At 37.7% G+C, this 24742-nt stretch carries 27 protein-coding genes; 13 read left to right on the forward strand and 14 right to left on the reverse strand.

What is annotated here, in order from left to right:
* Positions 1 to 2: 2 nt before the first annotated feature.
* The 3 genes from DSM02_RS15255 to DSM02_RS15260 form a co-directional block, all read right to left on the reverse strand.
* Positions 3 to 971 (reverse strand): S41 family peptidase, encoded by a 969-nt coding sequence (locus DSM02_RS15255; protein ID WP_240674074.1) that lies wholly within the window; start codon positions 969 to 971, stop codon positions 3 to 5.
* A complete protein-coding gene (locus DSM02_RS20600) occupies positions 958 to 1326 on the reverse strand; it encodes a S41 family peptidase (RefSeq protein ID WP_240674075.1) in 369 nt (122 codons plus the stop codon). The genes DSM02_RS15255 and DSM02_RS20600 overlap by 14 nt, the downstream gene beginning before the upstream one ends.
* Positions 1327 to 1547: 221 nt before the next feature.
* On the reverse strand, positions 1548 to 3029 hold the full coding sequence (locus tag DSM02_RS15260; RefSeq protein ID WP_128766423.1) for a S41 family peptidase: 1482 nt from the start codon (positions 3027 to 3029) through the stop codon (positions 1548 to 1550).
* Between the two features lie 111 nt (positions 3030 to 3140).
* Here DSM02_RS15260 and DSM02_RS15265 point away from each other — a divergent pair, with 111 nt between their 5' ends.
* The 6 genes from DSM02_RS15265 (at position 3141) to DSM02_RS15290 (ending at position 8587) form a co-directional block, all read left to right on the forward strand.
* Positions 3141 to 3650 (forward strand): RNA polymerase sigma factor, encoded by a 510-nt coding sequence (locus DSM02_RS15265; RefSeq protein WP_073098903.1) that lies wholly within the window; start codon positions 3141 to 3143, stop codon positions 3648 to 3650.
* Positions 3637 to 4074, forward strand: coding sequence for a hypothetical protein (locus DSM02_RS15270; RefSeq protein ID WP_128766424.1), 438 nt, complete (start codon positions 3637 to 3639; stop codon positions 4072 to 4074). Before DSM02_RS15265 ends, DSM02_RS15270 begins: the two co-directional genes overlap by 14 nt.
* A gap of 16 nt (positions 4075 to 4090) precedes the next feature.
* Positions 4091 to 4615 (forward strand): DUF4252 domain-containing protein, encoded by a 525-nt coding sequence (locus DSM02_RS15275; protein ID WP_128766425.1) that lies wholly within the window; start codon positions 4091 to 4093, stop codon positions 4613 to 4615.
* A 1-nt stretch (position 4616) separates the two neighbouring features.
* A complete protein-coding gene (locus DSM02_RS15280; RefSeq protein ID WP_128766426.1) occupies positions 4617 to 5153 on the forward strand; it encodes a DUF4252 domain-containing protein in 537 nt (178 codons plus the stop codon).
* Positions 5154 to 5292: 139 nt separating this feature from the next.
* A complete protein-coding gene (gene pta, locus DSM02_RS15285) occupies positions 5293 to 7386 on the forward strand; it encodes a phosphate acetyltransferase (RefSeq protein WP_128766427.1) in 2094 nt (697 codons plus the stop codon).
* A gap of 16 nt (positions 7387 to 7402) precedes the next feature.
* Complete coding sequence (locus DSM02_RS15290; protein ID WP_128766428.1) at positions 7403 to 8587, forward strand: acetate/propionate family kinase; 1185 nt, start codon at positions 7403 to 7405, stop codon at positions 8585 to 8587.
* A 170-nt stretch (positions 8588 to 8757) separates the two neighbouring features.
* Here the strand turns inward: DSM02_RS15290 and purB are convergent, their stop codons facing one another.
* Both purB and DSM02_RS15300 read right to left on the reverse strand, forming a co-directional pair.
* Positions 8758 to 10101 carry an adenylosuccinate lyase gene (gene purB / locus DSM02_RS15295; RefSeq protein WP_128766429.1) on the reverse strand — a complete coding sequence of 448 codons (1344 nt, stop codon included), beginning with the start codon at positions 10099 to 10101 and terminating at the stop codon, positions 8758 to 8760.
* Positions 10102 to 10224: 123 nt separating this feature from the next.
* Entirely contained in the window at positions 10225 to 10770 is a 546-nt protein-coding gene (locus DSM02_RS15300; protein WP_128766430.1) for a hypothetical protein, read from the reverse strand.
* A gap of 48 nt (positions 10771 to 10818) precedes the next feature.
* Here DSM02_RS15300 and DSM02_RS15305 point away from each other — a divergent pair, with 48 nt between their 5' ends.
* The gene (locus DSM02_RS15305) at positions 10819 to 11292 is read left to right on the forward strand and encodes a heme-binding domain-containing protein (protein WP_128766431.1); all 474 of its coding nucleotides are present in this window, start codon (positions 10819 to 10821) and stop codon (positions 11290 to 11292) included.
* On the opposite strand, the gene DSM02_RS15310 is transcribed toward DSM02_RS15305, so the two are convergent.
* Positions 11261 to 11941: an SIR2 family NAD-dependent protein deacylase gene (locus DSM02_RS15310; protein ID WP_128766432.1), complete on the reverse strand. Its 681-nt coding sequence runs from the start codon at positions 11939 to 11941 to the stop codon at positions 11261 to 11263. The two genes, DSM02_RS15305 and DSM02_RS15310, sit on opposite strands and share 32 nt — an antisense overlap.
* Positions 11942 to 12010: 69 nt before the next feature.
* On the opposite strand from DSM02_RS15310, the gene DSM02_RS15315 reads away from it, so the two are divergent.
* Together DSM02_RS15315 and DSM02_RS15320 are read left to right on the forward strand one after the other, a co-directional pair.
* Positions 12011 to 12664: a TrmH family RNA methyltransferase gene (locus DSM02_RS15315; protein ID WP_128766433.1), complete on the forward strand. Its 654-nt coding sequence runs from the start codon at positions 12011 to 12013 to the stop codon at positions 12662 to 12664.
* The gene (locus tag DSM02_RS15320; protein ID WP_128766434.1) at positions 12664 to 12906 is read left to right on the forward strand and encodes a CBU_0592 family membrane protein; all 243 of its coding nucleotides are present in this window, start codon (positions 12664 to 12666) and stop codon (positions 12904 to 12906) included. Before DSM02_RS15315 ends, DSM02_RS15320 begins: the two co-directional genes overlap by 1 nt.
* A 21-nt stretch (positions 12907 to 12927) precedes the next feature.
* On the opposite strand, the gene DSM02_RS15325 is transcribed toward DSM02_RS15320, so the two are convergent.
* The 3 genes from DSM02_RS15325 to DSM02_RS15335 form a co-directional block, all read right to left on the reverse strand.
* Positions 12928 to 13728 carry a carboxypeptidase-like regulatory domain-containing protein gene (locus DSM02_RS15325; protein WP_128766435.1) on the reverse strand — a complete coding sequence of 267 codons (801 nt, stop codon included), beginning with the start codon at positions 13726 to 13728 and terminating at the stop codon, positions 12928 to 12930.
* 75 nt (positions 13729 to 13803) lie between these two features.
* Entirely contained in the window at positions 13804 to 15633 is a 1830-nt protein-coding gene (locus tag DSM02_RS15330; RefSeq protein ID WP_128766436.1) for a DEAD/DEAH box helicase, read from the reverse strand.
* Positions 15634 to 15815: 182 nt separating this feature from the next.
* Positions 15816 to 16388 (reverse strand): non-canonical purine NTP diphosphatase, encoded by a 573-nt coding sequence (locus DSM02_RS15335; RefSeq protein WP_128766437.1) that lies wholly within the window; start codon positions 16386 to 16388, stop codon positions 15816 to 15818.
* Between the two features lie 129 nt (positions 16389 to 16517).
* On the opposite strand from DSM02_RS15335, the gene DSM02_RS15340 reads away from it, so the two are divergent.
* On the forward strand, positions 16518 to 17207 hold the full coding sequence (locus DSM02_RS15340) for a VIT1/CCC1 transporter family protein (protein ID WP_128761185.1): 690 nt from the start codon (positions 16518 to 16520) through the stop codon (positions 17205 to 17207).
* Between the two features lie 76 nt (positions 17208 to 17283).
* Here the strand turns inward: DSM02_RS15340 and DSM02_RS15345 are convergent, their stop codons facing one another.
* Entirely contained in the window at positions 17284 to 19440 is a 2157-nt protein-coding gene (locus DSM02_RS15345; RefSeq protein ID WP_128766438.1) for a xanthine dehydrogenase family protein molybdopterin-binding subunit, read from the reverse strand.
* An 11-nt stretch (positions 19441 to 19451) separates the two neighbouring features.
* The gene (locus DSM02_RS15350; RefSeq protein WP_128766439.1) at positions 19452 to 19913 is read right to left on the reverse strand and encodes a (2Fe-2S)-binding protein; all 462 of its coding nucleotides are present in this window, start codon (positions 19911 to 19913) and stop codon (positions 19452 to 19454) included.
* Between the two features lie 148 nt (positions 19914 to 20061).
* Here DSM02_RS15350 and DSM02_RS15355 point away from each other — a divergent pair, with 148 nt between their 5' ends.
* Together DSM02_RS15355 and rpiA are read left to right on the forward strand one after the other, a co-directional pair.
* The gene (locus DSM02_RS15355) at positions 20062 to 20643 is read left to right on the forward strand and encodes a nucleotidyltransferase family protein (RefSeq protein ID WP_164918325.1); all 582 of its coding nucleotides are present in this window, start codon (positions 20062 to 20064) and stop codon (positions 20641 to 20643) included.
* A 39-nt stretch (positions 20644 to 20682) separates the two neighbouring features.
* The gene (gene rpiA / locus DSM02_RS15360) at positions 20683 to 21360 is read left to right on the forward strand and encodes a ribose-5-phosphate isomerase RpiA (protein ID WP_128766441.1); all 678 of its coding nucleotides are present in this window, start codon (positions 20683 to 20685) and stop codon (positions 21358 to 21360) included.
* Positions 21361 to 21424: 64 nt separating this feature from the next.
* Here the strand turns inward: rpiA and DSM02_RS15365 are convergent, their stop codons facing one another.
* On the reverse strand, positions 21425 to 22312 hold the full coding sequence (locus DSM02_RS15365; RefSeq protein ID WP_128766442.1) for an SDR family oxidoreductase: 888 nt from the start codon (positions 22310 to 22312) through the stop codon (positions 21425 to 21427).
* Between the two features lie 132 nt (positions 22313 to 22444).
* Between DSM02_RS15365 and DSM02_RS15370 the strand changes: the two genes are divergently transcribed.
* Positions 22445 to 22810, forward strand: coding sequence for a winged helix-turn-helix transcriptional regulator (locus DSM02_RS15370; protein WP_128766443.1), 366 nt, complete (start codon positions 22445 to 22447; stop codon positions 22808 to 22810).
* A gap of 55 nt (positions 22811 to 22865) precedes the next feature.
* On the opposite strand, the gene DSM02_RS15375 is transcribed toward DSM02_RS15370, so the two are convergent.
* Both DSM02_RS15375 and DSM02_RS15380 read right to left on the reverse strand, forming a co-directional pair.
* Positions 22866 to 23249, reverse strand: a complete 384-nt coding sequence (locus DSM02_RS15375; protein WP_128766444.1) for a rhodanese-like domain-containing protein — start codon at positions 23247 to 23249, stop codon at positions 22866 to 22868.
* Between the two features lie 3 nt (positions 23250 to 23252).
* Positions 23253 to 24671 (reverse strand): MBL fold metallo-hydrolase, encoded by a 1419-nt coding sequence (locus tag DSM02_RS15380; RefSeq protein WP_128766445.1) that lies wholly within the window; start codon positions 24669 to 24671, stop codon positions 23253 to 23255.
* Positions 24672 to 24742 lie beyond the last annotated feature (71 nt).

The raw sequence follows: 24742 nt of genomic DNA on the forward strand, positions 1-24742 counted from the left end.
TGCTATTTCTTAATTTCCGGAAGTCTGTTATCATACATTCTTTGGTAAGTAGGAGAAAACATGTCGGTTTCTCCAACCAATTGATAAGCAGGTCCTGAACGACGTTTAGTGCTTCGGCTTTTTCCTAAAATTTGATCTAAAGCTAACCTTAAAAGTGGTTCGTCAGGATCTCCTAACTGCCCAAGATTAGTAAGATCTTCTTCCAATTCAAAATCTGGTTCGATACCTGTAGGAGGTCCTACCAAGCCATTAGCATTTGAATAGGTGTAAATCAAAGGTTGAATCGCATAGGTATGATCTGGGTTTACGTTTTCTTTAAAGAAATTATCTCCATCATATAAAGTTGCAGACGCCTGAAATTTGCCAACTGTTGTAGTCCCAATAGTAGTAACGTCTATGTAAGGTCGTAAACCAATAATGGTTAACTCACTCGCAGAGGCTGTACTTCCTGTACCTATTACATAGAGACGACTTAGATTTAAACTGTTTATAGCTTCTTCATGATCTGTTTCGCTATAAATTGTAGAATTGAAACGATCAATTAAATTATCTGGACTTTCTAACTCAAAATAAGCTTGTGCCTCGGCATTCCATTGTTGTTTAGTTATAACATCTCCTTCAAATTGACCGGTAATCATTGAAGCCAAATCGATAGCGCTTGCAACAGAACCACCGCCATTATATCTTAAATCTAAAACTAAGTCAGTAACACCGTCTGCTTTAAAATCAGCAAAAGCAGCATTTAATTCGCCATCAAAATTAGACACGTAAGAGTTGTACATTAAATAGCCTATTTTTTGACCATCTATATCAAGTGTTTCAGCAATATAAACCGGGTTTTCAGTAAACCCTTCTTCTTTAGTGAGTGTAACACTTTCTCCTGTATTGCTCACGGTGTTATCTGAAACCGAAGCTAAATTCAGTGTATAGGTATCTTGATTAAGTAAGGTTTGATAATTATTTATAGTCATCTGGGTACGTACCGTCTACCTCCATAAAAAGATCGCCGCGCTCAATAATTGTGCTTGAAGCATTAGAATTAGGAGCAACATAACTTACATAACCAAAAATATCATTTGAATTTGAAAAACGAACTAGACTAAATTTAAGTCCATTACTTTTGCTAACTCCAGAAAAACTGTTTTCTAACTCGATATAATTATCTGTTATAAAACTGAAGCGATCTTGATCTGAAATCAACTCATCGTAATAAAAATTTTCAGGATCAGGATTCTCTGATAAATAGGTTACATATTCATTTGTATCAGTAAAGTAACCATCAGCCAATTCAGGGATGTCAGCTTTGTATAAATAATAAACATTCATCGCTTGGTAAATGAAGTCTTGAATAGGATAATCTTCTCTATCTAAAGTGACTTCTTCCGGTTCTTCAGTAGTAGGTTCTTCAACTAACTCTTCTGTAACATCATCATCATTAGAGCATGATGATAGCGCTAGAATACTTAGTAAGAGTATAAGAGTATTAGAAAGTGCTTTTTCATATTATATTTGTATTTTTTTTAATAATTGAAGAATACATTGAAATATTATTCAAAACTATCTGGGAGTTCTTCAATATACATACGTTGATAATCTTGCTTTTGGTTTTCCCGTTCTCCAATAACTTCAAAGACTGTACCATGACTTTTTTTAGATGAAACGAGACCTTTTCCTAAAATTTGATTTAAAGCTAAGCTTAAAAGTGGTTCATCAGGATCTCCTAAAGTTCCCAGATTTGAGAGGTCTTCACTCAGTTCAAAATCTGGAATGATACCGCTAGGTGGCCCCACAACACCATTTTTATTACTATAGGTATAAACTAAAGGTTGAATGGCGTATCTGTGATTCAGATTTAAGCTTTCATCATTTTTTCTAAAGTTATCAGAATCATAAAGTGTGATTGAAGCCTGAAATTTACCTACAGTTGTTGTCCCTATGGTTTGAACATCTATGTACGGATCAAGACCTATGATTGTAAGTTCGCTGGCAGATGCCGTGCTACCGGTTCCTATAACATATAATCGATTTAGATTAAGACTATTTATAGCATTACCATTTGAGATGGTACTATCAAAACGATCAATAAGCGACTCTGGTTCTTCTGCATCAAAAGCGGCCTGTATTTCGGGATTCCATTGCTGCTGAGTTACAATTTGTCCTTCAAACCGACCGGTGATCATCGAAGTGAGATCTATAGCGGTTTCTACCGAACCACCACCATTATACCTTAAATCAAGAACCAAATCTTCAATACCATCTGCTTGAAATTGAGCAAAAGCTGCATTCAACTCTTGATCAAAATTTCTTCGGTAGGCGTTGTACATTAAGTATCCTATTTTGCTTCCATCAATGTCTAATGTTTTGGCGATAAACACCGGATTTTCGGTGTATTCTTCCTGAACTAGATCAAAACGCGTTCCACTAGGTTGAAACACATCGTTAGCATCAAAAGTCCCGGTTTCTAGGGTAAAAGAATCTAACGCCAAAAGTTCGCGAGAACGTGCACTTAGAGAATAGGTCCCGTTTGCGTTTGCTGTTGTTGTTAAACGTTCACCGTTAACACTATTAAACAGCATGCCTCTTAGAACACCGCTTTCTGAAGCAGAAGTATTAGGCAACACATAACGAACAAAAGCGAAAGCAAAGTTAGGATCACCGGGATCAAGTGCAAGCCCATAATCTATACCACTGGTTTTACTTATACCTGCAAAGCTGTTCTCAAGTTCGCGGTAATCATCTGTTATAAAACTGAACCGATCTACATCGGCCACTAGTCCGTCATAAAACAACGATTCAGGAGACTCAAAACCGTCAAGAAAACCATTAAGTTCTGTTTGTGTGTCAAAAAAATCGTTTGCAAGCTCTGGTATTTGTGGTTTGTAGAGGTAATACAACTGCATCCCTGAATAGATGAAGTTTTCGATTTCTAATTCAGATAAGGGTCGTATTTCATCATCTCGGTCTGTAGCGCAAGAATTCAGTAAGAATAACGCGCATAGCGTTATAAGGATTGGGGTAATTTTTTTCATCAAAGCATTTTAGTTATCAACTCTAAATTTAAGGGTTATATTGTATTTGTGGTTTTTAATGTAACAAAATTTAGTTTAGATCGTCATCCTTGTAACTAACCGCAATTAAATATGAACCAAAACGAGTTTTTAGCAAAAGTCACTCCTGTTCAGGATCGTTTGTATCGCTTAGCAAAGCGACTGCTGGTTTCTGAAGATGAGGCGCAAGATGCAACTCAGGAGGTACTTATTAAACTGTGGTCTAATCGTAAAAAGATTAAAAAATTGAGAAGTGTAGAAGCTTTTGCCGTAACGATGACAAAAAACTATTGTTACGATAAACTGAAAGCAAAAAGTAGCAGCAATTTACAGTTAGTACACACTAACTATGAAGATCAGCACTACAACACGGTAAAAACCAGCGAAAATAGTGACAGTGTCAATTGGGTATTGAAATTGATGAAAGACTTACCCGAACAGCAACGCCTGGTTTTACATATGCGGGATGTAGAGCAATACACCAATAGTGAAATTGCAGAAGAATTAGATTTAAATGAAACAGCGGTGCGTGTAACGCTGTCGAGAGCAAGAAAAACCATACGCGAACAATTGTTAAAAAAACATAACTATGGACTTAAATAAAATAGAAAACCTGCTGGAGCTTTATTTTGAGGGAGAAACTTCCTTAAAGCAAGAAGCGCAGTTACAGGAATACTTCACTAGTGATGAAGTAGCTCCGCACCTGGAAGAGTATGTTCCTATCTTTGGCGCTTTCGCGAAAGCTAAAGAAACCGGTTTTAACCGTACTCTAGAATTACCAGAAACTAAAAGATCGTATAAATGGATACCTGTTGCAGCCAGTGTCTTATTGTGTATAGGTCTCTTTTTAACGTATAATCAGAAGCAAGGCTCTGAAAATGATTTAGGTACGTATAAAGATCCTGAAGTAGCCGCTTTAAAAACAAAACAAGCGCTGTTTATGATGGGGAGCTTTATGAATAAAGGTACCGGCCAGTTAGAAAAACTGGAAACGTTTGAAGAAACCGCAAATCAAATTGTAAAATAATCAAAATCAAAAAACGATGAATAAATTAGTAATTACCCTTTTGTTAATAGGTCTGAGCTTTACCTCTTTTGCACAAAATAGCTTTGATCAGTTTGAAGATATGAAAGACGTTACCTCAATGGTAATTAATCAAAAGATGTTTGGACTGTTATCTAAAATGGATCTTGATCTTGAAGATTCTGAGATGAAAAATTACAATGAAATGGTCAAAAGTCTTAAGGATATTAAGCTTTTTACCACAAAAAGTTCTTACGCATCAAAACAGATGAAACTTGAATTTAATTCTTATAAAGCCAGTCAACGTCTTGAGCAATTAATGAGTATTAAAGACGATGGTAAAAATGTGAATTTTTACTATAAGCCCGGCAAAAGTGAAGATTTTGTAAGTGAATTTTTAATGTTTATTGATGGTGAAAATAATGATGACGATACCGTGCTTATTAAAATCACGGGAGATATAAATCTTAAAGATATAGGCAAAATAGCAAGTAGTATCAACTTCAAAGGAAGTGAAGAGCTTAACAATGTAAAAGTAAATTAAAATGAAAACTTTAAAGCTAAGTATGGTTCTGCTGCTAATTGCGACTTGTATAAGTTGTAATGATCAACAGTCCCTGCAAGAATATTATATAGACAGCAAAGAGAGCGATGAGTTTATAATGGTTGATCTGCCTACGAGTCTTATTGCGCCTAAAAGCGAGAGTCTTTCTGAAGATCAGAAACGAATTGTAGCTTCAGTTAAAAAGGTAAATCTTTTAGCTTATGCTATGAAAGATACCAGCTTTTACAATTCTGAAACAGATAAGGTAACTGGTATTCTTAATAGTGATAATTATGACGAACTTATGAAACTTGGAACTCCTGAGCAGCGTATGCGTATATTTATAAAAGGAGATGAAGATGCTATAGATGAAGTTGTTGTTTTTGCTCAGGATAATAATAAAGGGTTTTTATTAGCCCGCGTTCTAGGCGATAATATGAATGTAGCTGATATGGTACGTTTTGCTGAAACTATGGATACCAGTAGTGCTGCTCTCAACACCGGTGGTTTTGAAGGTATAATGGACGTTTTTAAGTAAATCGAATTATATAAATAACAAATTCTAAAAGAGCGCTAAATGCGCTCTTTTTTATTTAGAATTAGTTTAAACACTGATTAAAGTCAGTGTTTTCTTTAGTTATGAAATCGTATTTTTGTTTAAACAAATTCTCCACTCCATGAACAAAGGAATTTACATTGCCACACTAGAACCTAATAGTGGTAAATCTATTGTTTCACTAGGCCTGATGCGCACACTTCTGGGTAAAACCGCAAAAGTGGGCTATTTCAGACCTATAATAGATGATAGTAAAAATACCAGCAAAGACAATCATATTAGTACGGTGATTTCTTTTTTTGATATAGATCTGGATTATGAAGATGCTTATGCGTTCACGAGTAGTGAAATCATAAAAAAAAGAAATAAAGGTAAGTCTGGTGAAATTCTGGATACGATTATTACTAAATATAAAAACCTGGAAGATCGGTTTGATTTTGTGTTAGTAGAAGGATCTGATTTCACTGGAGAGGGAAGTATTTTTGAATTTGATACTAATGTGTTGATTGCTAAAAATCTAGGATTACCCGTTATTTTAGTTGGTAGCGGAGTGGGGAAGACTGAAGATGAATTGCTAGGTAGTTTGCAAATTGCGTATACCACTTTTCTAGATAAAGATGTTTCAGTTTTAGCTGTGGTCGCTAATAAAGTTCAAGAAGAAAACCTGTTAATTGCTAAAGAAGGTCTGCGAACATTCTTGCCAGATTCGGTTGAGGTATTTGCTATTCCTTTCACTGAAAAATTAGCGCATCCTACCATAAAAGAGATTGTAGAAGAGTTAGACGGCAAAGTCTTGTTCGGTTCTGAGTTTTTAGATAATCAGACTGGTAATTTTGGGGTAGGAGCGATGCAGTTGCGTAATTACCTGACGCATTTAAAAGATGACAGTTTAGTGATTACTCCCGGTGATCGTGCAGACATTATTCTGGGAGCTTTGCAGGCCAATATTTCAACCAATTACCCCAGGATTTCTGGCATAATTTTAACCGGTGGATTGATTCCTGAAGAGCCTATTCTAAAACTGATACAGGGTCTTTCTCAGATAGTTCCTATTGTTTCAGTTAATGACGGTACGTTTTCGGTAACTAATAGGGTAGGAAATATTAAATCACAGATTTACGCAAATAGTAAACCTAAGATTGATACTTCACTTACCGTATTTGCAAAAGAAGTTTCTTTTGATAAACTCATCGAGCGTTTTATCAATTTAGAACCTAAAGGAATTACGCCTAGAATGTTTCAATATGGTTTGATGAAACGCGCAAGAACTGCAAAGAAACATATTGTAATGCCTGAAGGTACAGACGAGCGTATTTTAAACGCTGCAGTACAATTGGTTGAGTTAGATATTGTAAAAATAACCTTGCTTGGAGATCTGGAACAGGTTAAAGAAAAGGCGGTTCAATACAGTATTCCGCTTGACTTGAATAAGATTGATATAATAGACCCTGTGAAGTCTGAGCATTTTGAGGATTATGTTGAAACTTTTTATGAGTTACGGAAGCATAAAAACGTAAACCGCGATATCGCAAAGGACTGGATGGCAGATGTGTCTTATTTTGGTACAATGATGATATACAAAGGTCATGCAGATGGTATGGTTAGCGGTGCGGCGCATACCACGGCGCATACGATAAAGCCCGCGCTTCAGTTTATTAAAACAAAACCTGGAGTTTCAGTGGTTTCTTCAGTGTTTTTTATGTGTTTAGAAGATCGAGTTTCGGTTTTTGGTGATTGTGCGATCAATCCTAATCCTTCAGCAACAGAACTGGCAGAAATTGCTATTTCTTCTGCGGAAAGCAGTCTGGCTTTTGGTATAGAGCCCAAAATCGCAATGCTTTCGTATTCCTCAGGAACTTCAGGTAAAGGCGCAGATGTTGACCGCGTTAGAGAAGCTACTGAGATCGTTAAAAAAGAACGACCAGATTTAAAGATTGAAGGCCCCATTCAATATGATGCTGCTGTAGATGCAGCAGTGGGTAAAAGTAAATTACCCGATTCTGAAGTTGCAGGTCAGGCAAGTGTATTGATCTTTCCAGACTTAAATACCGGAAACAATACGTATAAAGCGGTACAGCGTGAGACCGGTGCTTTAGCTATAGGTCCTATGTTACAGGGATTGAATAAACCTGTGAATGATTTGAGTCGCGGTTGTACAGTAGAAGATATTTTTAATACCGTAATCATTACAGCTATACAGGCCCAAGGCCTATAATTAGATTTAATTTAAAATGAAAATACTCATAATAAACTCTGGAAGTTCGTCTATAAAATTTCAATTGATTCAAATGCCACAGGCTTCCGTTTTAGCTAGCGGAATGGTTGAACGAATAGGTATTGAAGGTGGTTCTATTTCTTATAAGAATGCTAGTAATGATTTTTCAAAAAAAATAAACTTTCCAGATCATGCTTCTGGATTAACAAAGATAGCAGAACTGTTAATGGACCGCGATCTTGGGGTAATTAGCAGTACAGATGAACTAGATGCTGTAGGACACCGTATCGTTCACGGTGGGAAACAATTCACAGAAACAACTCAAGTAACTGAAGAAGTAAAAGCCAATATAAGACGTTTGTTTTCACTTGCACCATTACACAATCCAGCGCATCTTAATGGTATTGAAGTTGCAGAAGATATATTTAAAAATGCATCGCAAGTTTGTGTTTTTGATACTGCATTTTTTACTTCTATACCTCAAAAAGCTTATCAATATGCTATTCCAAAACATTTTATGGATGATTCGCGTATACGTTTATACGGTTTTCACGGCACAAGTCATAAGTATGTTTCAGAAAAAGCCCTTGAGCATCTAGGCAAACCTGATGCAAAATTGATCACCATACATCTGGGTAATGGCTGTAGCATGGCTGCAATTAAGGCAGGTAAAGCTATTGATACTTCAATGGGATTTGGTCCTGCTAACGGATTGATTATGGGTACTCGTGCCGGGGACATAGATCAGAGTGTAATATTCTACATGCAAGAACATCTGGGATATTCTGTAAAAGAAGTGAGCGATATTCTGTTGAAACAAAGCGGAATGTTGGGTCTTACCGGTTATAGCGATTTACGAGATATAGAGGCTGCCGCCGCAGAAGGTGATGAAGTTTGTGGATTAGCCTTAGAGATGAATGCTTACCGCATACGTAAATTTATAGGTGCTTACACAGCAGCATTAAATGGTGTTGATGCTATTGTATTTACTGCGGGAATAGGAGAGAATAGTAGCACGATACGCAGTAAAGTGTGTAAAGAGATGGAATACATAGGCATTGAACTGGATGAAAGTCTCAACGGGCAACGCTCTAAAAAACTTCGCGAAATTCAATCAGCTTTTTCTAAAGTAAAAGTGATGGTAATCCCCACCAATGAGGAGTTGGCAATCGCCACTCAGGTTTTTGACCTGATAAAATAATATCAATCAAGCGCTTCGGGTGCGCCATAAATTGTAAAGAAGAACAATAAAAACAATCGCTAAACCTAAAAGCACTACTGTTTTTGTAAGAATTCCTGCGAGGCCCGCAATAAGAATTCCTGCATAAAGCAGAATGACTAAAATTAGATTTAGCGAATATTTTGAGTTCATTAGATTCCGGTGTAATTAGCCGGAGTGATTGCTTTTAATTCTGTTTTGATTGAATCACTCACTTCTAAAGTTTCTATAAATCGATGCATAGAATCCTGAGTGATAGCTTCATTAGTACGAGTAAGTCCTTTTAAAGCTTCGTATGGATTTGCATAGCCTTCACGACGTAAAATAGTCTGTATAGCTTCTGCCACCACTGCCCAGTTATCTTCAAGATCTTTAGCAAATTTACTTTCGTTCAATAGTAATTTATTCAGCCCTTTTAAGGTGCTTTGTAAACCTATCAATGTATGACCGTAAGGAACGCCTATATTACGCAGAACAGTACTGTCTGTAAGATCTCTTTGTAGTCTGGAGATAGGTAATTTTGCAGATAAATGCTCAAATAAAGCATTTGCAATCCCTAAGTTTCCTTCACTATTTTCAAAATCAATAGGATTCACTTTATGCGGCATAGCCGAAGAACCAACTTCTCCTTTTTTGATTTTCTGCTTAAAATATTCCATAGAAATATACTGCCAGAAATCACGATCAAGATCTAATAAGATGGTGTTGATGCGTTTAATATTGTCAAAAAGAGCAGCCATATGATCGTAGTGTTCGATCTGGGTAGTAGGGAAGGAGTGGTGTAATTTTAAAGTCCCGCTTACAAAAGAGTTACCAAAAGCTTTCCAGTCAATCTCTGGGTACGCTACGTGGTGAGCATTATAATTACCGGTTGCTCCGCCAAATTTTGCAGCACTGGGTACCTCTTTTAAGAGACGAATTTGCTCCTCTAAACGAACTACAAAAACTTCAATTTCTTTTCCTAGACGCGTAGGAGATGCCGGCTGACCGTGCGTACGCGCAAGCATCGATACGGTTTCCCACTCATCTGTAAGTTGCTTTAGATGATCTACCACTTCAAGAAGATGTGGTAAGTACACCTGATTGGTGGCATCTTTTAAACTTAACGGAATCGCAGTGTTGTTAATATCCTGAGATGTCAGACCAAAGTGTATAAACTCTTTAGAATCAGTTAAGCCAAGGCCATCAAATTTTTCTTTAATAAAATACTCAACAGCTTTAACGTCGTGATTGGTAACGCTTTCAATTACTTTTACTTTAAGCGCATCTTCAGTTGTAAAATCTTCATAAATCGCACGTAATAGAGGGTATTTTTCCTTCGGAAATTCGCTAAGCTGAGGCAAAGGGATTTCACATAAGGCGATAAAATATTCGATTTCTACTTTGACACGATATTTTATAAGTGCTTTTTCAGAAAAATAAGCCGAAAGTGATTCGGTTTTACTTGAATATCTGCCGTCTATAGGTGAAACGGCTTCTAATGAAGATAAAGACATAGTTGCTTTTATAGTTAAAAGCGCAAATATACACAGCTACTTGCTAGCAACAAACCAGAATTTGAAGTAAACTCCTTGTACGGGCTTAAAAGGACTTAATCTAGATAATTGAAACGGGTTTAGTTAAGATTCAAGCTTTCTTAAAATAGACTTAGCACGAGACTGAAAAGCAGCAGAGCTCGCATCAAACTGAAGTTCTAATTGTGCTTTGAGTTCGCCGGGAATCCAACTTTCCGTTTCAGAAAGGTTGTAAATACTTTGCATTGCAAAAACCTTAACTGCAACTTTCTCATTACCTATTAACCAATCAAAGCATTTTGAAAGAATTTGTTCACGTTCAGCCTTAGATAAGTTTTCATTTTTTAGAAATTCAGAAGTGAGCAATTCGCAAATTTTTGAAAAAATACGGGAAACAGTTTCTATCTTATTTTCTTGGAGAACATTTAGAAATGAGCTCCGGTAAGGCTTGAGAATTTTTATATCTGAACGTAATGCAATATCTAAACCATAAGCAGCTTTTGTAGCAAGTTCCTCAGAACCTTCTTGTATGAATTTTAAGCTATAGTTGATAAGCTCTGGTTCAGCTAAGATTTCTTGACCAAGAGCTTTCCGGTCGCTCAATCGCGATGAAATTTGCAAAACTTTTGCTGCCCATTTTTCTTCGGTCATTTTAATTGAGTAATTTGACTTTTAAATTAAGATTCTAAAATTAATAATATGGTCTGGATAAAACGTTTTTTGATACTTGCTTTGGTCGCATTAGTAGTAATTCAATTTATTCCCGTAGAGAAAAATGAGGGAGGTTATAAATCTCTTGATTCCTTTTTAGCAGAAACAAAACCTAGTGATGCTGTTGGGACAATTTTAAAAACAGCTTGTTACGATTGTCACAGTAATCAAACCGAATATCCTTGGTATTCTAATCTAGCTCCTGCAAGTTTTTTCTTAGCAGATCACGTAGAAGATGGAAAGAGACATCTTAATTTTTCAGAATGGGATACCTATTCTGCGAAGCGAAAAGATCACAAACTGGATGAACTAATAGAAGAAGTTGAAAGTGGTGAAATGCCCTTAGAGTCGTATACGCTCATTCACACAGCTGCTAAGTTAGATGCCGCACAAACCGAAGCTTTACTAAATTGGACAAAAGCAGCAAGACTTAACTATTCAGAAGCTTTTCAACCACAATAGGCACTCCGCTAGAGGCGTTTTCAGCAATAACACTAAGATTAGCTTGTGATTTAATATTGGGTTTAGGGTCTATAAAATAAATAGCAGCATCTGCTTTGGTATAATTTATCAAAGATGCAGCGGGATAAACTTGCATTGAAGTCCCTATTATTAAAATATAATCCGCTTCAGAAGTGAGTTGAGCAGCAGTGTCTAACAACGGAACCATCTCTCCAAACCAAACAATATGGGGTCGCAGCTGACTTTTTTTTACACACAGATCTCCTTCGCAAATATCATCGCTCCAATCTAAAACTAGATTTTCATCAACTGTACTTCTTGCTTTTAAAAGTTCGCCATGTAAATGAATTACAGAAGAACTTCCTGCACGCTCGTGTAAATCATCTACATTTTGAGTAATAATATCAACCTGAAATTGTTCTTCAAGATCTACTAAGGCTTGGTGAGCTGCGTTGGGTTCAACTGTTTTTAATTGCCGGCGACGTTGATTGTAAAAATCCAATACAAGTGCCTGATTATTAAACCAACCTTCGGGGCTGGCAACTTCCATAACATCATGACCTTCCCAAAGTCCGTTAGAATCTCTAAAGGTTTTTAAACCGCTTTCAGCACTGATTCCTGCACCGGTGAGTACTACTATTTTTTTCAAAACAAATATTTTTTTAAATATACAAAGACAAAATTTTGGTAATGAAAGAATCCTTTGAATATTTGCCAGATGAATACAGCTACACTAAACTATCTGGAATCTTATCTTACTCCGCGCCGGCAGCAGCTTTTTAAAGAGGTTTTAGCTGAGCGTACGCGCTTTTTAACGGTCGCTATAGAAGACGTGGGGCATTTGCATAACACCAGTGCGGTAATGCGCAGCTGCGATGCTTTTGGAGTTCAGGATGTGCACGTCATTGAAGAATTGAAAGGAAAGCGTATCGATAGGGAGATTGCGATGGGAGCTCAAAAGTGGACAACTGTTCACAGATATGATTCTACAAAAAATGCATTAGCTCAACTTAAGCATAACGGATATAGAATTGTAGCCACAACGCCGCATCATACTGCGCATAAATTAGAAGATTTTAAGTTAGATCAACCTACTGCGCTATTCTTCGGAAGTGAAAAAGATGGCTTAACAGAAGCAGTTATTGAAGCAGCTGATGATTATGTGTATATACCCACTTTCGGTTTTACACAAAGTTTGAATATTTCAGTTTGTGCGGCTATTTTACTTCAAGACTTAACATTTAGAATGCGCAATTCAGCATTAGACTGGAAACTGAAAGATTCTGATATCACTGAAATAAAAGCACTATGGCTTAAACGGAACCTGAAAGATTATGAGGCTTTAGTGAATCAATTTAATTCTCAACATTAATGAATTCAGTTGATTGGTTGGGTGCTCTTGGTGTATTTCAGATTTTACTGGCTTACTTATTAAATCTAAGTCAAAAAGTAAAAACTTCAGACTGGTCTTTTATTCTTCTGAATACAATAGGAGCCGGCATGGCTTGTCTGGCAAGTGTTTTACTAGATTATTGGCCTTTTATTATTTTAGAAGGCGTGTGGATGCTTGTTTCAGTAATTAGCCTTTTTAAAAAGCTCGTTATGAAAAACTAAGTTGCCTGCCTCTAAAAAGTTTTAACCTCTGTCTCGGTTAAGTACCCTATATTCTTCATAGCAGCTGCTCAATGCATCTAAAATCTGTAAATCATTAGCTGTTTTTACAAAGCTTTCAGAATAGTCACATCGACCTAAAATAGCTTCGATATCTTCACGCGGAATCTGCAAAAGTGCAGATAATGTTTCGCGATCAAATTTAGTAATTAATAAATCTCTGATGTTATCGTCTTCTTTCATCTGGCGTAGTTTTCGCATCTGCGAGCCTTTATTAGAGAAAACTTTATTGAGAAAATCTGCAGGATTAAATATAGCACTAAGAACTTTGTTAATGGCTCCTGGCTGAGAATCTCCGGCTTCATAACCGGTTTCTAAACCAGAAATACTATAGCGTACATTTTTATATACCGGGACATTACGCGCGTCAATCTCAAGATAACCTGTAAGTTCAACATCTTTAACAACAACTTCCTCAAGAGCAATACCTGTTTCAGTCATTTTTACTTTTACATCACCAAAGCGTTTCCAGTCATTGGTAACCCGTATCTGAAGACTTTTAAACCCTAAAAAAGAGAAATAGAGTGTATCTGTAGAGGATGCTCGCAATCTAAACGTACCATCTTCTTTGGTAATCGTTCCTTTTACGGTGTTGAGGTTGATGATATTAACACCATCTAAAGGTTTATCTGTTGAAGCATTGAGAACGGTCCCTTCTATATAGGTTTCATCTTCGTTCTGACTAACAGCAGAAGTTGAATTTTCCTGAGCAAAAATATAAATAGGGGCTGTTAACAACAGCAAGACAAATAAAATAGTTTTCATAGAGGATGCCAATTTAGAAAAAGAGACGGAAAAATCATACCAAACGTGACAAATCCGTCTCAATTTTATAAAAGATTATCGATCTCTTCTTCTTCTTTTACCAGAAAAAGGACTTTTGTTCTCTTTAGGCTCTGCCTTGCTTTTACCGCGACGCTCGCCACTACCTTTAGATTTTCCTCTAAAACCATCTCCAGAATCTGATCTGCGACCACCGCCACCACCAGAATCATTTCTGCGACCACGACCTCTTCCGCCACCGCCGTAACCACCACCGCTGCTTTTGCGATCATTGCGTTTGCGCTTTCCGCCACCGCCCCGGGTGTCTTTAGTGATTTCTACGTGTACTTGTCTTCCCTGAAGTTTAAAATCTTCAAATAGGGCAAGTATAGCGTCCTTATGCTCGGTATCAGTATTAAAGAAGGAGAAGGAATCTTTACAGTCTACTTTGTAAATTCCATCACCAAGACCGGTAGTTTCCTTCAAAAAGTCTTTAAGACTCATCCAATCAAAATCGTCTTTTGCTCCAATGTTGATGAAATAACGTGTAGATTCACCAGATTCTTCTTTAAGATCAGCTTTTACAGCAATATTAAGATCTTTAGTCTTTTGGTAATAATTGAAGAAACGTGTAAACTCTACAGAGAATACTTTTTTGATAACTTCTTCACGGCTTAAGCCTTCAAGCACTTCATTAATACTGAACAAATACGGATTGATCTCCTCGTTGATCTTAGTATTGCGAATGTCGTTTGCCAGGTGCATCAACTGTACTTCACAAATTTCCATGCCTGTCGGAATGTCTTTTTGTACAAACTGTTTGTTGATGATTTTCTCTAGGGTACGTATTTTTCGTAATTCACTTTTAGAAACAATCACCATTGAAATACCGGTTTTACCGGCACGACCAGTACGACCACTACGGTGTGTGTACGTTTCGATTTCGTCTGGTAACTGGTAGTTGATTACGTGAGTAATGTCATCAACATCAATACCACGAGCAGCAACATCTGTCGCGACAAGCATTTGTATTTGACGTGCTCTAAAGCTTTTCATAACCAGATCACGCTGATTCTGGCTTAAGTCTCCGTGTAATGCAGAAGCATTATAACCGTCTTCAATAAGGTTTTCTGCTACTTTCTGCGTGTCACGCTTTGTACGGCAAAATACAACTGAGAAAATCTCAGGGTTTGCATCTGCTAGACGTTTAAGAGCCTGGTAACGATCACGGGCATTAACCATGTAATATTCGTGAGAAACATTCTCAGCACCCATATTTTTGGTTCCTACTGTGATTTCAATAGGGTTATTCATAAATTGCTTGGCAATGCGAGCAACTTCTTTAGGCATAGTAGCCGAAAATAGCCAGGTTTGTTTTCCTTTAGGAGTATCAGCAAGAATGGTTGTGATGTCTTCATAAAAGCCCATATTGAGCATTTCATCAGCTTCATCTAATACACAAAAATCGATTCCTGAAATATCTACCAAGTTACGACGCATCATATCTTGCATACGACCGGGGGTCGCAACAATGATCTGAGCTCCGCGAGAAATTTGACGAGCTTGTTCTTGAATATTGGCACCACCATAAACCGCAACGGTATTTAAACCCTTAACGTGTTTGGAGTAATTTTTTAATTCGTTTGTGATTTGCAAACATAATTCGCGAGTAGGAGAGATAATTAACCCCTGTGTTTTGCGGTTGTTTGCATCAACTTTTTGAATAAGCGGAAAACCAAATGCTGCCGTTTTACCTGTACCTGTCTGGGCGAGTGCAACTACGTCTGTTGCCTCGCGTAATAGGACCGGGATGGCTTTTTCTTGCACTTCAGAAGGCTCTGTAAAACCCATATCGGTTACAGCTTGCAAGATGGCATCATTAAGTCCTAACGCTTTAAATGTATTCATATAAAATAATTATCTTAAATCAACGTCGATTTAAGAGGGCGCAAAGATACAGTTAATTGAGGTAAGAACAGAGTATTGACTAAATTGATTTAAATAATTGTAAATCAAACATTTGAAAGAATTAAAATGCGTTTAATTCGATTCTTGTAAGCTGTTGATACTGAAGCTTCCGCGAGTTAAGGCTATTTTTTGAGATAATCTAATAACTTTTGCGTTGCTTTGCCGCGATGCCCTATTTTATTTTTTTCTGAAAGTGGCATTTCGGCAAAAGTTAAGGGAAACCCTTCAGGTTTAAATACCGGGTCGTAACCAAAGCCGGCATCACCGGTTTTCTCTTTTGTGATCGTTCCTTTGCAAATTCCTTCAAAGAGCTGTTCTTTTCCATTAAGGATTAATGCGATTACCGTTTTAAATTGCGCACTGCGATCGGTTTTAGCTTTGAGCTCAGCGAGTAGTTTTTGAGTGTTATCTTCTGCATTTTTTTGTTCACCGGCATACCGTGCACTGTAAACTCCCGGTTCGCCATTTAAGGCTTTAACTTCAAGCCCGGTATCGTCTGCAAAGCAATCAAAACCGTATTTTTCTTTTACATAACGGGCTTTTATAAGTGCATTGCCTTCAATCGTGGGTGCATCTTCAATAATATCTTCATTACAACCTATATCGGTTAAGCTTTTAAGCTGAATATATTCAGGCATTAAAGCTTGAATTTCTTTGAGTTTATTAGCATTATGCGTTGCGAAAACCAGTGTCATTTTATTTGTTTTTTGGGAAGCCGCAAGTTATTAAAATTGAATTTAAAACTACCGGAAGCTTCTATTTGGAAATTCTCTAAAGTGACTTTTATCATTGTCTCGAGCCTGATGTTGTTCTAAATTAGTTGTATGCAAAACGAACAACATTATGCGCAACGTAGTGGCTGGTTGAGAGCAGCTGTTTTAGGGGCCAATGACGGAATACTTTCAACAGCGAGTCTGGTAATAGGCGTTGCTGCCGCAAGCACAACACGCGAACCTATTGTATTAGCGGGAGTAGCTGGCATCGTAGCCGGTGCATTGTCTATGGCTGCCGGTGAGTATGTTTCTGTAAGCTCACAAAGTGATATAGAAAAAGCCGACCTGGAACGCGAAGCAAACGAGCTGGCCACAATGCCTGAGGAAGAATTACAGGAACTTAAAGATGTTTACATAGATCGTGGTCTCACTGAAGAAACAGCTCTTGAAGTAGCCAAACAATTAACTGCACATAATGCGTTAGAAGCGCACGCTCGTGATGAATTAGGTATGCACGAAATAACGCAGGCAAAGCCTTTACAGGCAGCATTATCTAGTGGAGCAGCATTTACCGTGGGTGGAGGATTACCGGTTCTTGTAGCTTTTTTAGCCCCGGTGGAGTATATGGAATATATTCAATACGCTTGTGCAATTTTATTCTTGATAGTTTTGGGTGCGCTGGCTGCTAAAACAGGCGGCTCTAATATGATTACCGCAATACTTAGAATTACTATCTGGGGAACATTAGCTATGGTTGCAACCGCTATAATCGGACACTTTTTTGGTGTGAATATCGCTTAAATATAAATTTGATTAACGAAAGAAGCCTCTTCGTATCAAGTACAAAGAGGCTTCTTTTATGGGAGAATCTTATGATTTATCCTTTTACTTCGCTTTCTGTTTCTGCGAGGTATTTTGTGAATGGTTGTTTCAAAAGACGTTTGCCGGTAGCAGCTTTAATTGCGTTAGCAACCGCACCGCCCGCTGGAGGAAGTCCGGGTTCTCCAAGTCCTGTAGGAGCAATTTCACTATCTATAAAATGAACTGCAACTTTTGGAGTTTCATTCATTCTTATTAATCGATAGGTGTCAAAATTACTTGCAGAAGGCTTTCCTGCTTCAAAGGTAAAATCACCATACATTGCATGACCAATTCCGTCAAGAACACCACCCACAACTTGATTATTGGCACCGGTTGGGTTTATGACAATTCCACAATCTACAGCAGCAGTAACACGCTCTACTTTTGGCATTCCGTTTTGGATACTGATTTCTGCAACTTCTGCAACGTGTGTATTGTGGCTGTAATAAGCAGAAAAACCTTTGTAAATGCCATCTGAAGTGTTATTCCAGTCGCCTTTTTCTGCTGCTAATTTGATAACTTCTTTCATTCGAGAAGCAGAATATTGAATGCGATCATCTGCACCCTCATCTACATTGTTCAATAGATCCAGACGGAGCTGTACGGCGTCTTGATTTAAAGCTTCTGCTACTTCGTCAAAAAAGCTTTGTTCTGCAAAAGCAAGAAAGTTTGTGTAAGGAGCTCTCCACGCACCGGTTGTAATATTGCTTTTATAATTAGCACTTTCTATTTTTAAATTAGGAATAGCTCCTGCCGGAAAGAAATTAGGAATCAGCCCATACATATTGCTGTTTATAGCAGCTTCTTTCAGTTTATATCCGGTTACTTTGCCATCTTTTAAAGCTGCGGAAATACGATATTTTATTGCAGGTCTAAAAATCCCGGCATTCATATCATCTTCACGCGAATAGACGAGTTTAACCGGTTTGCCGGCTTTGCTTGAAATTTCGGCTGCTTCAAGAGCAAAATCTCCATACAGTCTGCGACCAAAACCTCCACCCATACGAGTTAGTTCTACTTCAATTTCCTCAGGGGCACGATCCAGTAAGTTAGCAACACGGTTAGCAGTTCCTTCAGGTGTTTGAATTGGTCCGGCTAACTGTACTTTTTCAGATGTTACGTCTGCATAAAAGTTCATCGGTTCCATACAGTTGTGCGGTAAAAATGGAGATTCATAAATACGATCAATTACCTGATCTGCTTCCGCAAACGCTTTATCAACATCACCATCTTCTCTGCGAACCTCACCTTCAGAACTGTTTAACAAGCCTAGTAAAAGTTCGTCATGTTTCTCAGTGCTTTCTAATGCATTGTCTTCCCAGTTTGCCTTTAAAGCTTTTTTACCTTTCATCGCAGACCAGGTGTTTTTAGCTAAAACAGCGATTTTATCACCAAATTGAAACACATCAGTTACACCGGTTATTTTTCGAGACTCGGTATCATCAAAATCTTTTAAGGTCTGACCAAAAGCCGGCGGGCGCATCACTGAAGCGATAAGCATGCCATCCTTTTTATAATCAAGTCCAAAAAGGGGTTTCCCGGTTACTATTTTATGCAGATCAATATTTAAGGCGTCGTTACCTATTATTTTAAAACCTTTAGGTTCTTTTAATGATACATTTTCAGGAATTTCAAGAGCCGCAGCTTCTTTAACAACATCACCGTAGCCTAAGGTTTCACCAGATTTGCTTGTGATTATTCCATCTTTTGCAGATACTTCAGAAGCATCAATTTGCCATTTAGCCGCTGCAGCATTTACAAGCATTTGTTTTGCTGTAGCACCGGTCTGACGTAAAACGTCCCAGTTTTGACGTATAGATTGACTACCACCAGCTACCTGCCCGCGATATTTATCAGTATCTAGGCCGGCTTGTTCAACGTGCACGTGTTTCCACGGTACATCTAATTCTTCAGCTACGATCATAGGCATCGAAGTTTTAACACCCTGACCAATTTCTGGATTTGGTGAAAAAATAGTTACGTACCCATTATCTGCAATTTTTATATAGGCGTTGAAGTCATTAAAGTTGAGGTTTGCGATATCTACAGGAGGTTTCACCTCGTCTTTACAAGCCGTTAAAAAATTAAAGCCTATTAACATACCGCCACCCGCAAGGGCAGAAGTACGTATAAACCCGCGTCTGCTAAAAGTAGTTCTGGTCTGTTTTTTCATAACGCAGGTTTTTAAGCTATTTTTTCTGCAGCGTCTGCTACAGCTTTTTCTATACGGTTATAAGATGCGCAACGACAGAGATTACCACTCATCGCATTGCGTATTTCAGATTGTGAAGGAGCAGCATTGCTGTTTAAAAAAGATGCAGCAGTCATAATTTGACCAGCCTGGCAATATCCGCATTGCGGTACATCATGCTCTTTCCATGCGACCTGAACAGGATGCGTACCATCTTCAGAAAGTCCTTCTATTGTTGTGATTTTTGCTTCTTCCAGTGAGCTAATTTGAAGTAGACAACTGCGTGTTGCAGTGCCATCAATATGAACTGTGCAGGCTCCACATTGACCTATTCCACAGCCAAATTTTGTTCCTACTAAGTTTAATTCATCTCTTAAAACCCATAATAACGGAGTGTCTGATTCGGCTTCGACACTTAGGGATTTACCGTTCACCATTAAATTATATACCGGCATAGCACTATTCTTTTTGTTTGTGTTAAGTTAATGAAATCTTAAGATATTCTATTTGACAGTTTCTTATTTATACCCGTTCAAAAAAGGACTTTGTATGCATCGCAATATATGCAGGTATTTATTTAGTTTTAAGCGGTTAAAAAAATCAATGAAAAAAACAGCAATACTTATACTTGCCGCAGGAAATTCTACCAGAATGGGAGAAGCGAAGCAATTATTGCCTTATGGAACTAAAACTCTATTAGAACACGCAATAGTACAAGCTAAAAATTCAATAGCTGAACAGATTTTTTGTGTGCTGGGAGCAAATGCTGAAACAATAGAGAAAACTATTAATAGTGATCTGGTCTTCATTCATAATAAAAGTTGGCAAGATGGTTTGAGCAGCAGTATTGCTTGTGGGGTTGAAAAGGTTAGGTTGATGGGTTTTGATGCTATATTAGTTATGCTTGCGGATCAACCTAAAATAGATACCGCTTATTTGAATCTGCTTATTGAAACTTCAGTAGAATATAAAACCAAATGTGTTGCTTCAGATTATGGAACTAGAAATGGAGTTCCGGCAGTTTTTCCGAAGACTTATTTTAAAGAACTCTTGAATCTAAAAGGAGATCAGGGAGCTAAAAATTTATTGAATGCGACTGATGAAAAGATAATCGCTCTGGATGCTCAAGATAAAATACAGGATATAGATACTCCTGAAGATTATGCCCGTTTGCTGAAAAAATAAACTTATTTTTAAACGCTAAACCACCATAAGTTTAAAATAATGACTGCTGATCAGGAAAAAAAACAAGCAGCGCTAGAAGCTGTAAAATACATAAAAAACAATATGGTTGTGGGCCTTGGTACGGGTTCTACGGCTAAGTATATGATAGAAGCCGTAGGTAAACTAGTCGCTGAAGGAATGAATCTGACTTGCGTTCCATCTTCTGACGCTACCGAAAAGTTGGCAAAAGAATTGGGTATAAAAATCGTCGCCCTCGATGCGATTGATAAAATTGACGTTACCATTGACGGTGCCGATGAATTTGACGGAAAATTTCAACTGATCAAAGGTGGAGGAGGAGCTTTGCTTCGCGAAAAGATTCTTGCCTGGAATACTAAATTCAACATCATTATCGCAGACAATAGTAAAGACGTACAGAAGTTGGGAGCTTTTAAACTTCCAGTTGAAGTCATTCCGTTTGCAACCAAACAAATCTTAGCTTATTTAGAAGCCGAAGGATTACAACCCGTACAGCGTATGCAAGGAGATGACCCGTATCGTACAGATGAGAACAACACTATTTTAGATGTTGATATTTCGGGAGTTGATGATCTTCAAGGTCTAGAGATTCAATTATTAAAAGTTCCAGGAATCGTAGAAACCGGACTTTTCTTAGACACAACCAGCCTGATCATTGTAGGTAAAGAAGGCGGACCGGAAGTTAAGGAGCGTAACTAGATCACGATAAAACACAAAAAAGCTATCAAGATTTTGATAGCTTTTTTGTATGTTTTTTTGATGCTTACCCGTAAACTTGATCCAATAAATCAGATACAGGTTTTGGTTTTCTACCCAATAATACTTCAAGATCATTAGATTCTGAATTGAATTCTCCGGCAGCAATTCCTAGTGAGAAAACGAGCATCATTCCTATTGCTTCTTCAGGAACACCGTATGAAACCATCGTAGATTTAAAGGTTTCAGCATCTGGAGAAATAAATTCAATTTCTTCACTAGTAATCGTACTTAGGATCGAAGCGATCTCTTTAAAATCAATAGCTTTTGGTCCGTCTAACGTGTAAACTCTATTGGTGTGATTTTTATAATTCTTTAGCACAATCATACCGGCTTCGGCCAGATCATCTCGCAATGCGAATCCTGTTTTTCCTGTTTCGGTAGGAAGAAATATTGTTCTAGATCCTAATAATGCTTCTTTATCTCCAAGAAACATCGGTAAGACTTCAGCATATAAATTATGTCTTAGGATGGTGTAATCAAGACCAGATTCTTTCAACCAATTTTCGGTTTTGATGTGCGCATCCATAACCATAGCAACAGGAGAATCTTTTGAATCATCTTTTCTGCCGGCACTGGTATAAACCACATGTTTTACCGCAGCTTCTTTTGCTGCTTCAACAACATTTTTATGTTGCGGTTCACGTGACGGTATATCACTTCCCGAAACAAAATAAAGCGCATCAATGTTTTTAAAAGCGGCTACAAGTGCTTCTTTATTATCATAATCAGCCACTCTCAATTCATAGCCTTTTTCCTTATATGATTTGGCTTTTTCGCTTTCGGCATCACGAATTAATACTGCTATTTCTGATGTATCAACACTTTTTGATAAATGTTTTAGTGCGCTGCTTCCTAGTCCGCCGGTTGCACCGGTAATTAAATAAGTACTCATTATTTTATATTTTTAGTTATTAGCTTACTTTTGGTAAGTAAAGGTAATTACTAGAGTTGACGTTTGGAAGAGCTTACTAAAATGTAGCTCACTTACGTTGAGGTTAGTTTAGTTGAAAATCAGTCAATTAAAATGGAAAATAATTTAGAAAAATATGCAGATGTGGCAAATTGTCCGGTGCGCAATGTGCTTGACCGTTTTGGAGATAAGTGGTCAACGCTTGTTTTACTATTGCTTGATGAAGCTGCTGTAATGCGTTTTAATGAATTACACAAAGCAATTAATGGCATCTCACAGAAAATGCTCGCTGTGACGCTTAAAACACTCGAAGCAGATGGTTTAATAATCAGAACTCAATACCCTGAAATTCCACCGAGGGTGGAATACAAATTGAGCAAACGTGGTGCATCACTTTTGCCGCATATTCAAAATCTGGTGCAATGGGCGAATACTAATTTTGATGCTATTGAAGAATCGAGAGCGTCTTATAAACGCTAAAAAGCTCAAAAGAAAATTCTTTTGAGCTTTTTAGTGAATTTGGTTTAATAAAAAATTAGTCTTCGGGTTGCTTCTCAGCCGTCCAGTTGAGATAGCCGCCTTCTAGATCATAAATCTTGGTAAAACCTGAATCTTGCATAATTTGCGCAGCTTTGCCGCTGCGATTGCCTGATCTGCAATAAATATAGACCGGTTTTGATTTATCTAATTTTTCGATTTCTGTATTGAAACTTTCCGGCGCTAAAACATTGATATTTTGCGCATCTTCAATTTTTCCGACTTCAAATTCTTCCGGTCTCCTCACATCGATTAGAACCACTTGTTTCGATTTTAAACTATCAGCAAAACTCACTTTATCTAAGATCTGATGTTTAGAGTCCTGAGCTTTTATTTGAAAGCTAAATAATGAGATTAAAATTAAAGAGAAAGCTAATTTCATATTCTAGCTTTTAAGAGTTGATGGGCAAACAAAGCTTGTTCTGGGAAGCTCAGTTTCCTTGATAGCTTTATAACCACCTTGTACATCAATAAGATTATGAATTCCACGACTTTTTAAAATACTTGATGCGATCATACTGCGGTAGCCGCCGGCGCAATGCACATAAAAATCTTCTTTGTCGGGGAAGTCACTTAGATGTTTGTTGATATAATCCAGCGGAGTGCTTTTAGCTACTTCAAGATGTTCAGATTCAAATTCTCCGGGCTTACGCACATCAAAAACAGGAGTATCTTTATCAGCAATCACTGCTTTTTCCATCTCACTTGCAGGGACAGATTTAACCGAGTCGGTTTGTTTTCCTGCAGCTTCCCAGGCTTTAAAGCCACCTTGTAAATACCCTATAGTACCATCAAAACCTACACGAGATAGACGGGTAATGGTTTCTTCTTCGCGTCCTTCATCAGCAACCAATAAAATGGGTTGCTCTGTATCGGCGATAAGTGCTCCTACCCAAGGTGCAAAACCACCGTCTATACCAATAAAAATAGATCTCGGAATATGTCCCTTTGCAAAATTTCCTGCTTTACGCACATCAAGAATAACGGCACCGGTTTCATTTGCAGCAGTTTCAAAAGCATCTGGTGATAAAGCCTGTGTACCGCGTTCTATAACTTCATCAATATCATCGTAGCCTTCTTTGTTCATTTTTACATTCAATGGAAAATAGGAGGGAGGCGGTAACAAACCATCTGTTACCTCTTTGATAAATTCGTCTTTAGTCATATCAGCGCGTAACGCATAATTTGTTTTTTTCTGATTCCCCAGCGTATCAACCGTTTCTTTGCTCATATTTTTTCCGCAGGCAGATCCCGCTCCGTGTGCAGGATAAACGATCACATCATCAGCTAAAGGCATGATCTTTTCGCGTAAGCTGCCGTATAAATAACCGGCAAGATCTTCTTGTGTAAGTTCTTTAGCTTTTTGGGCCAAATCTGGCCTACCTACATCTCCAAGGAATAAGGTGTCCCCACTAAAAATCGCGTGATCCTTTCCATTTTCATCAATAAGTAAATAGGTTGTGCTCTCCATCGTATGTCCTGGAGTGTGCAACACTTTTATGATAATTTTCCCCAACTTAAACTCCTGATTATCTTTAGCGATAATCGCTTCAAAAGAAGGGTTTGCTTTAGGGCCGTAAACAATAGAAGCACCAGTTTCTTTAGCTAATGTCACGTGACCACTCACAAAATCTGCGTGAAAATGCGTCTCAAAAATATATTTGATGTTTGCATTGTCAGCAGCGGCGCGATCCATGTAAGGTTTTACTTCACGTAATGGGTCAATAACTGCAACTTCGCCTTCGCTTTCTATATAATAAGCTCCCTGAGCTAAACAACCGGTATATATCTGTTCTATATTCATAATTCTAGATTTAATCGCCCTTAAAATTGAAAAATTAAGACTTACCTCAAAATGATTTAATAAATAATCGA

This window comes from Leeuwenhoekiella polynyae (genome assembly GCF_004104075.1).
In the GTDB taxonomy this organism is placed as follows: domain Bacteria; phylum Bacteroidota; class Bacteroidia; order Flavobacteriales; family Flavobacteriaceae; genus Leeuwenhoekiella; species Leeuwenhoekiella polynyae.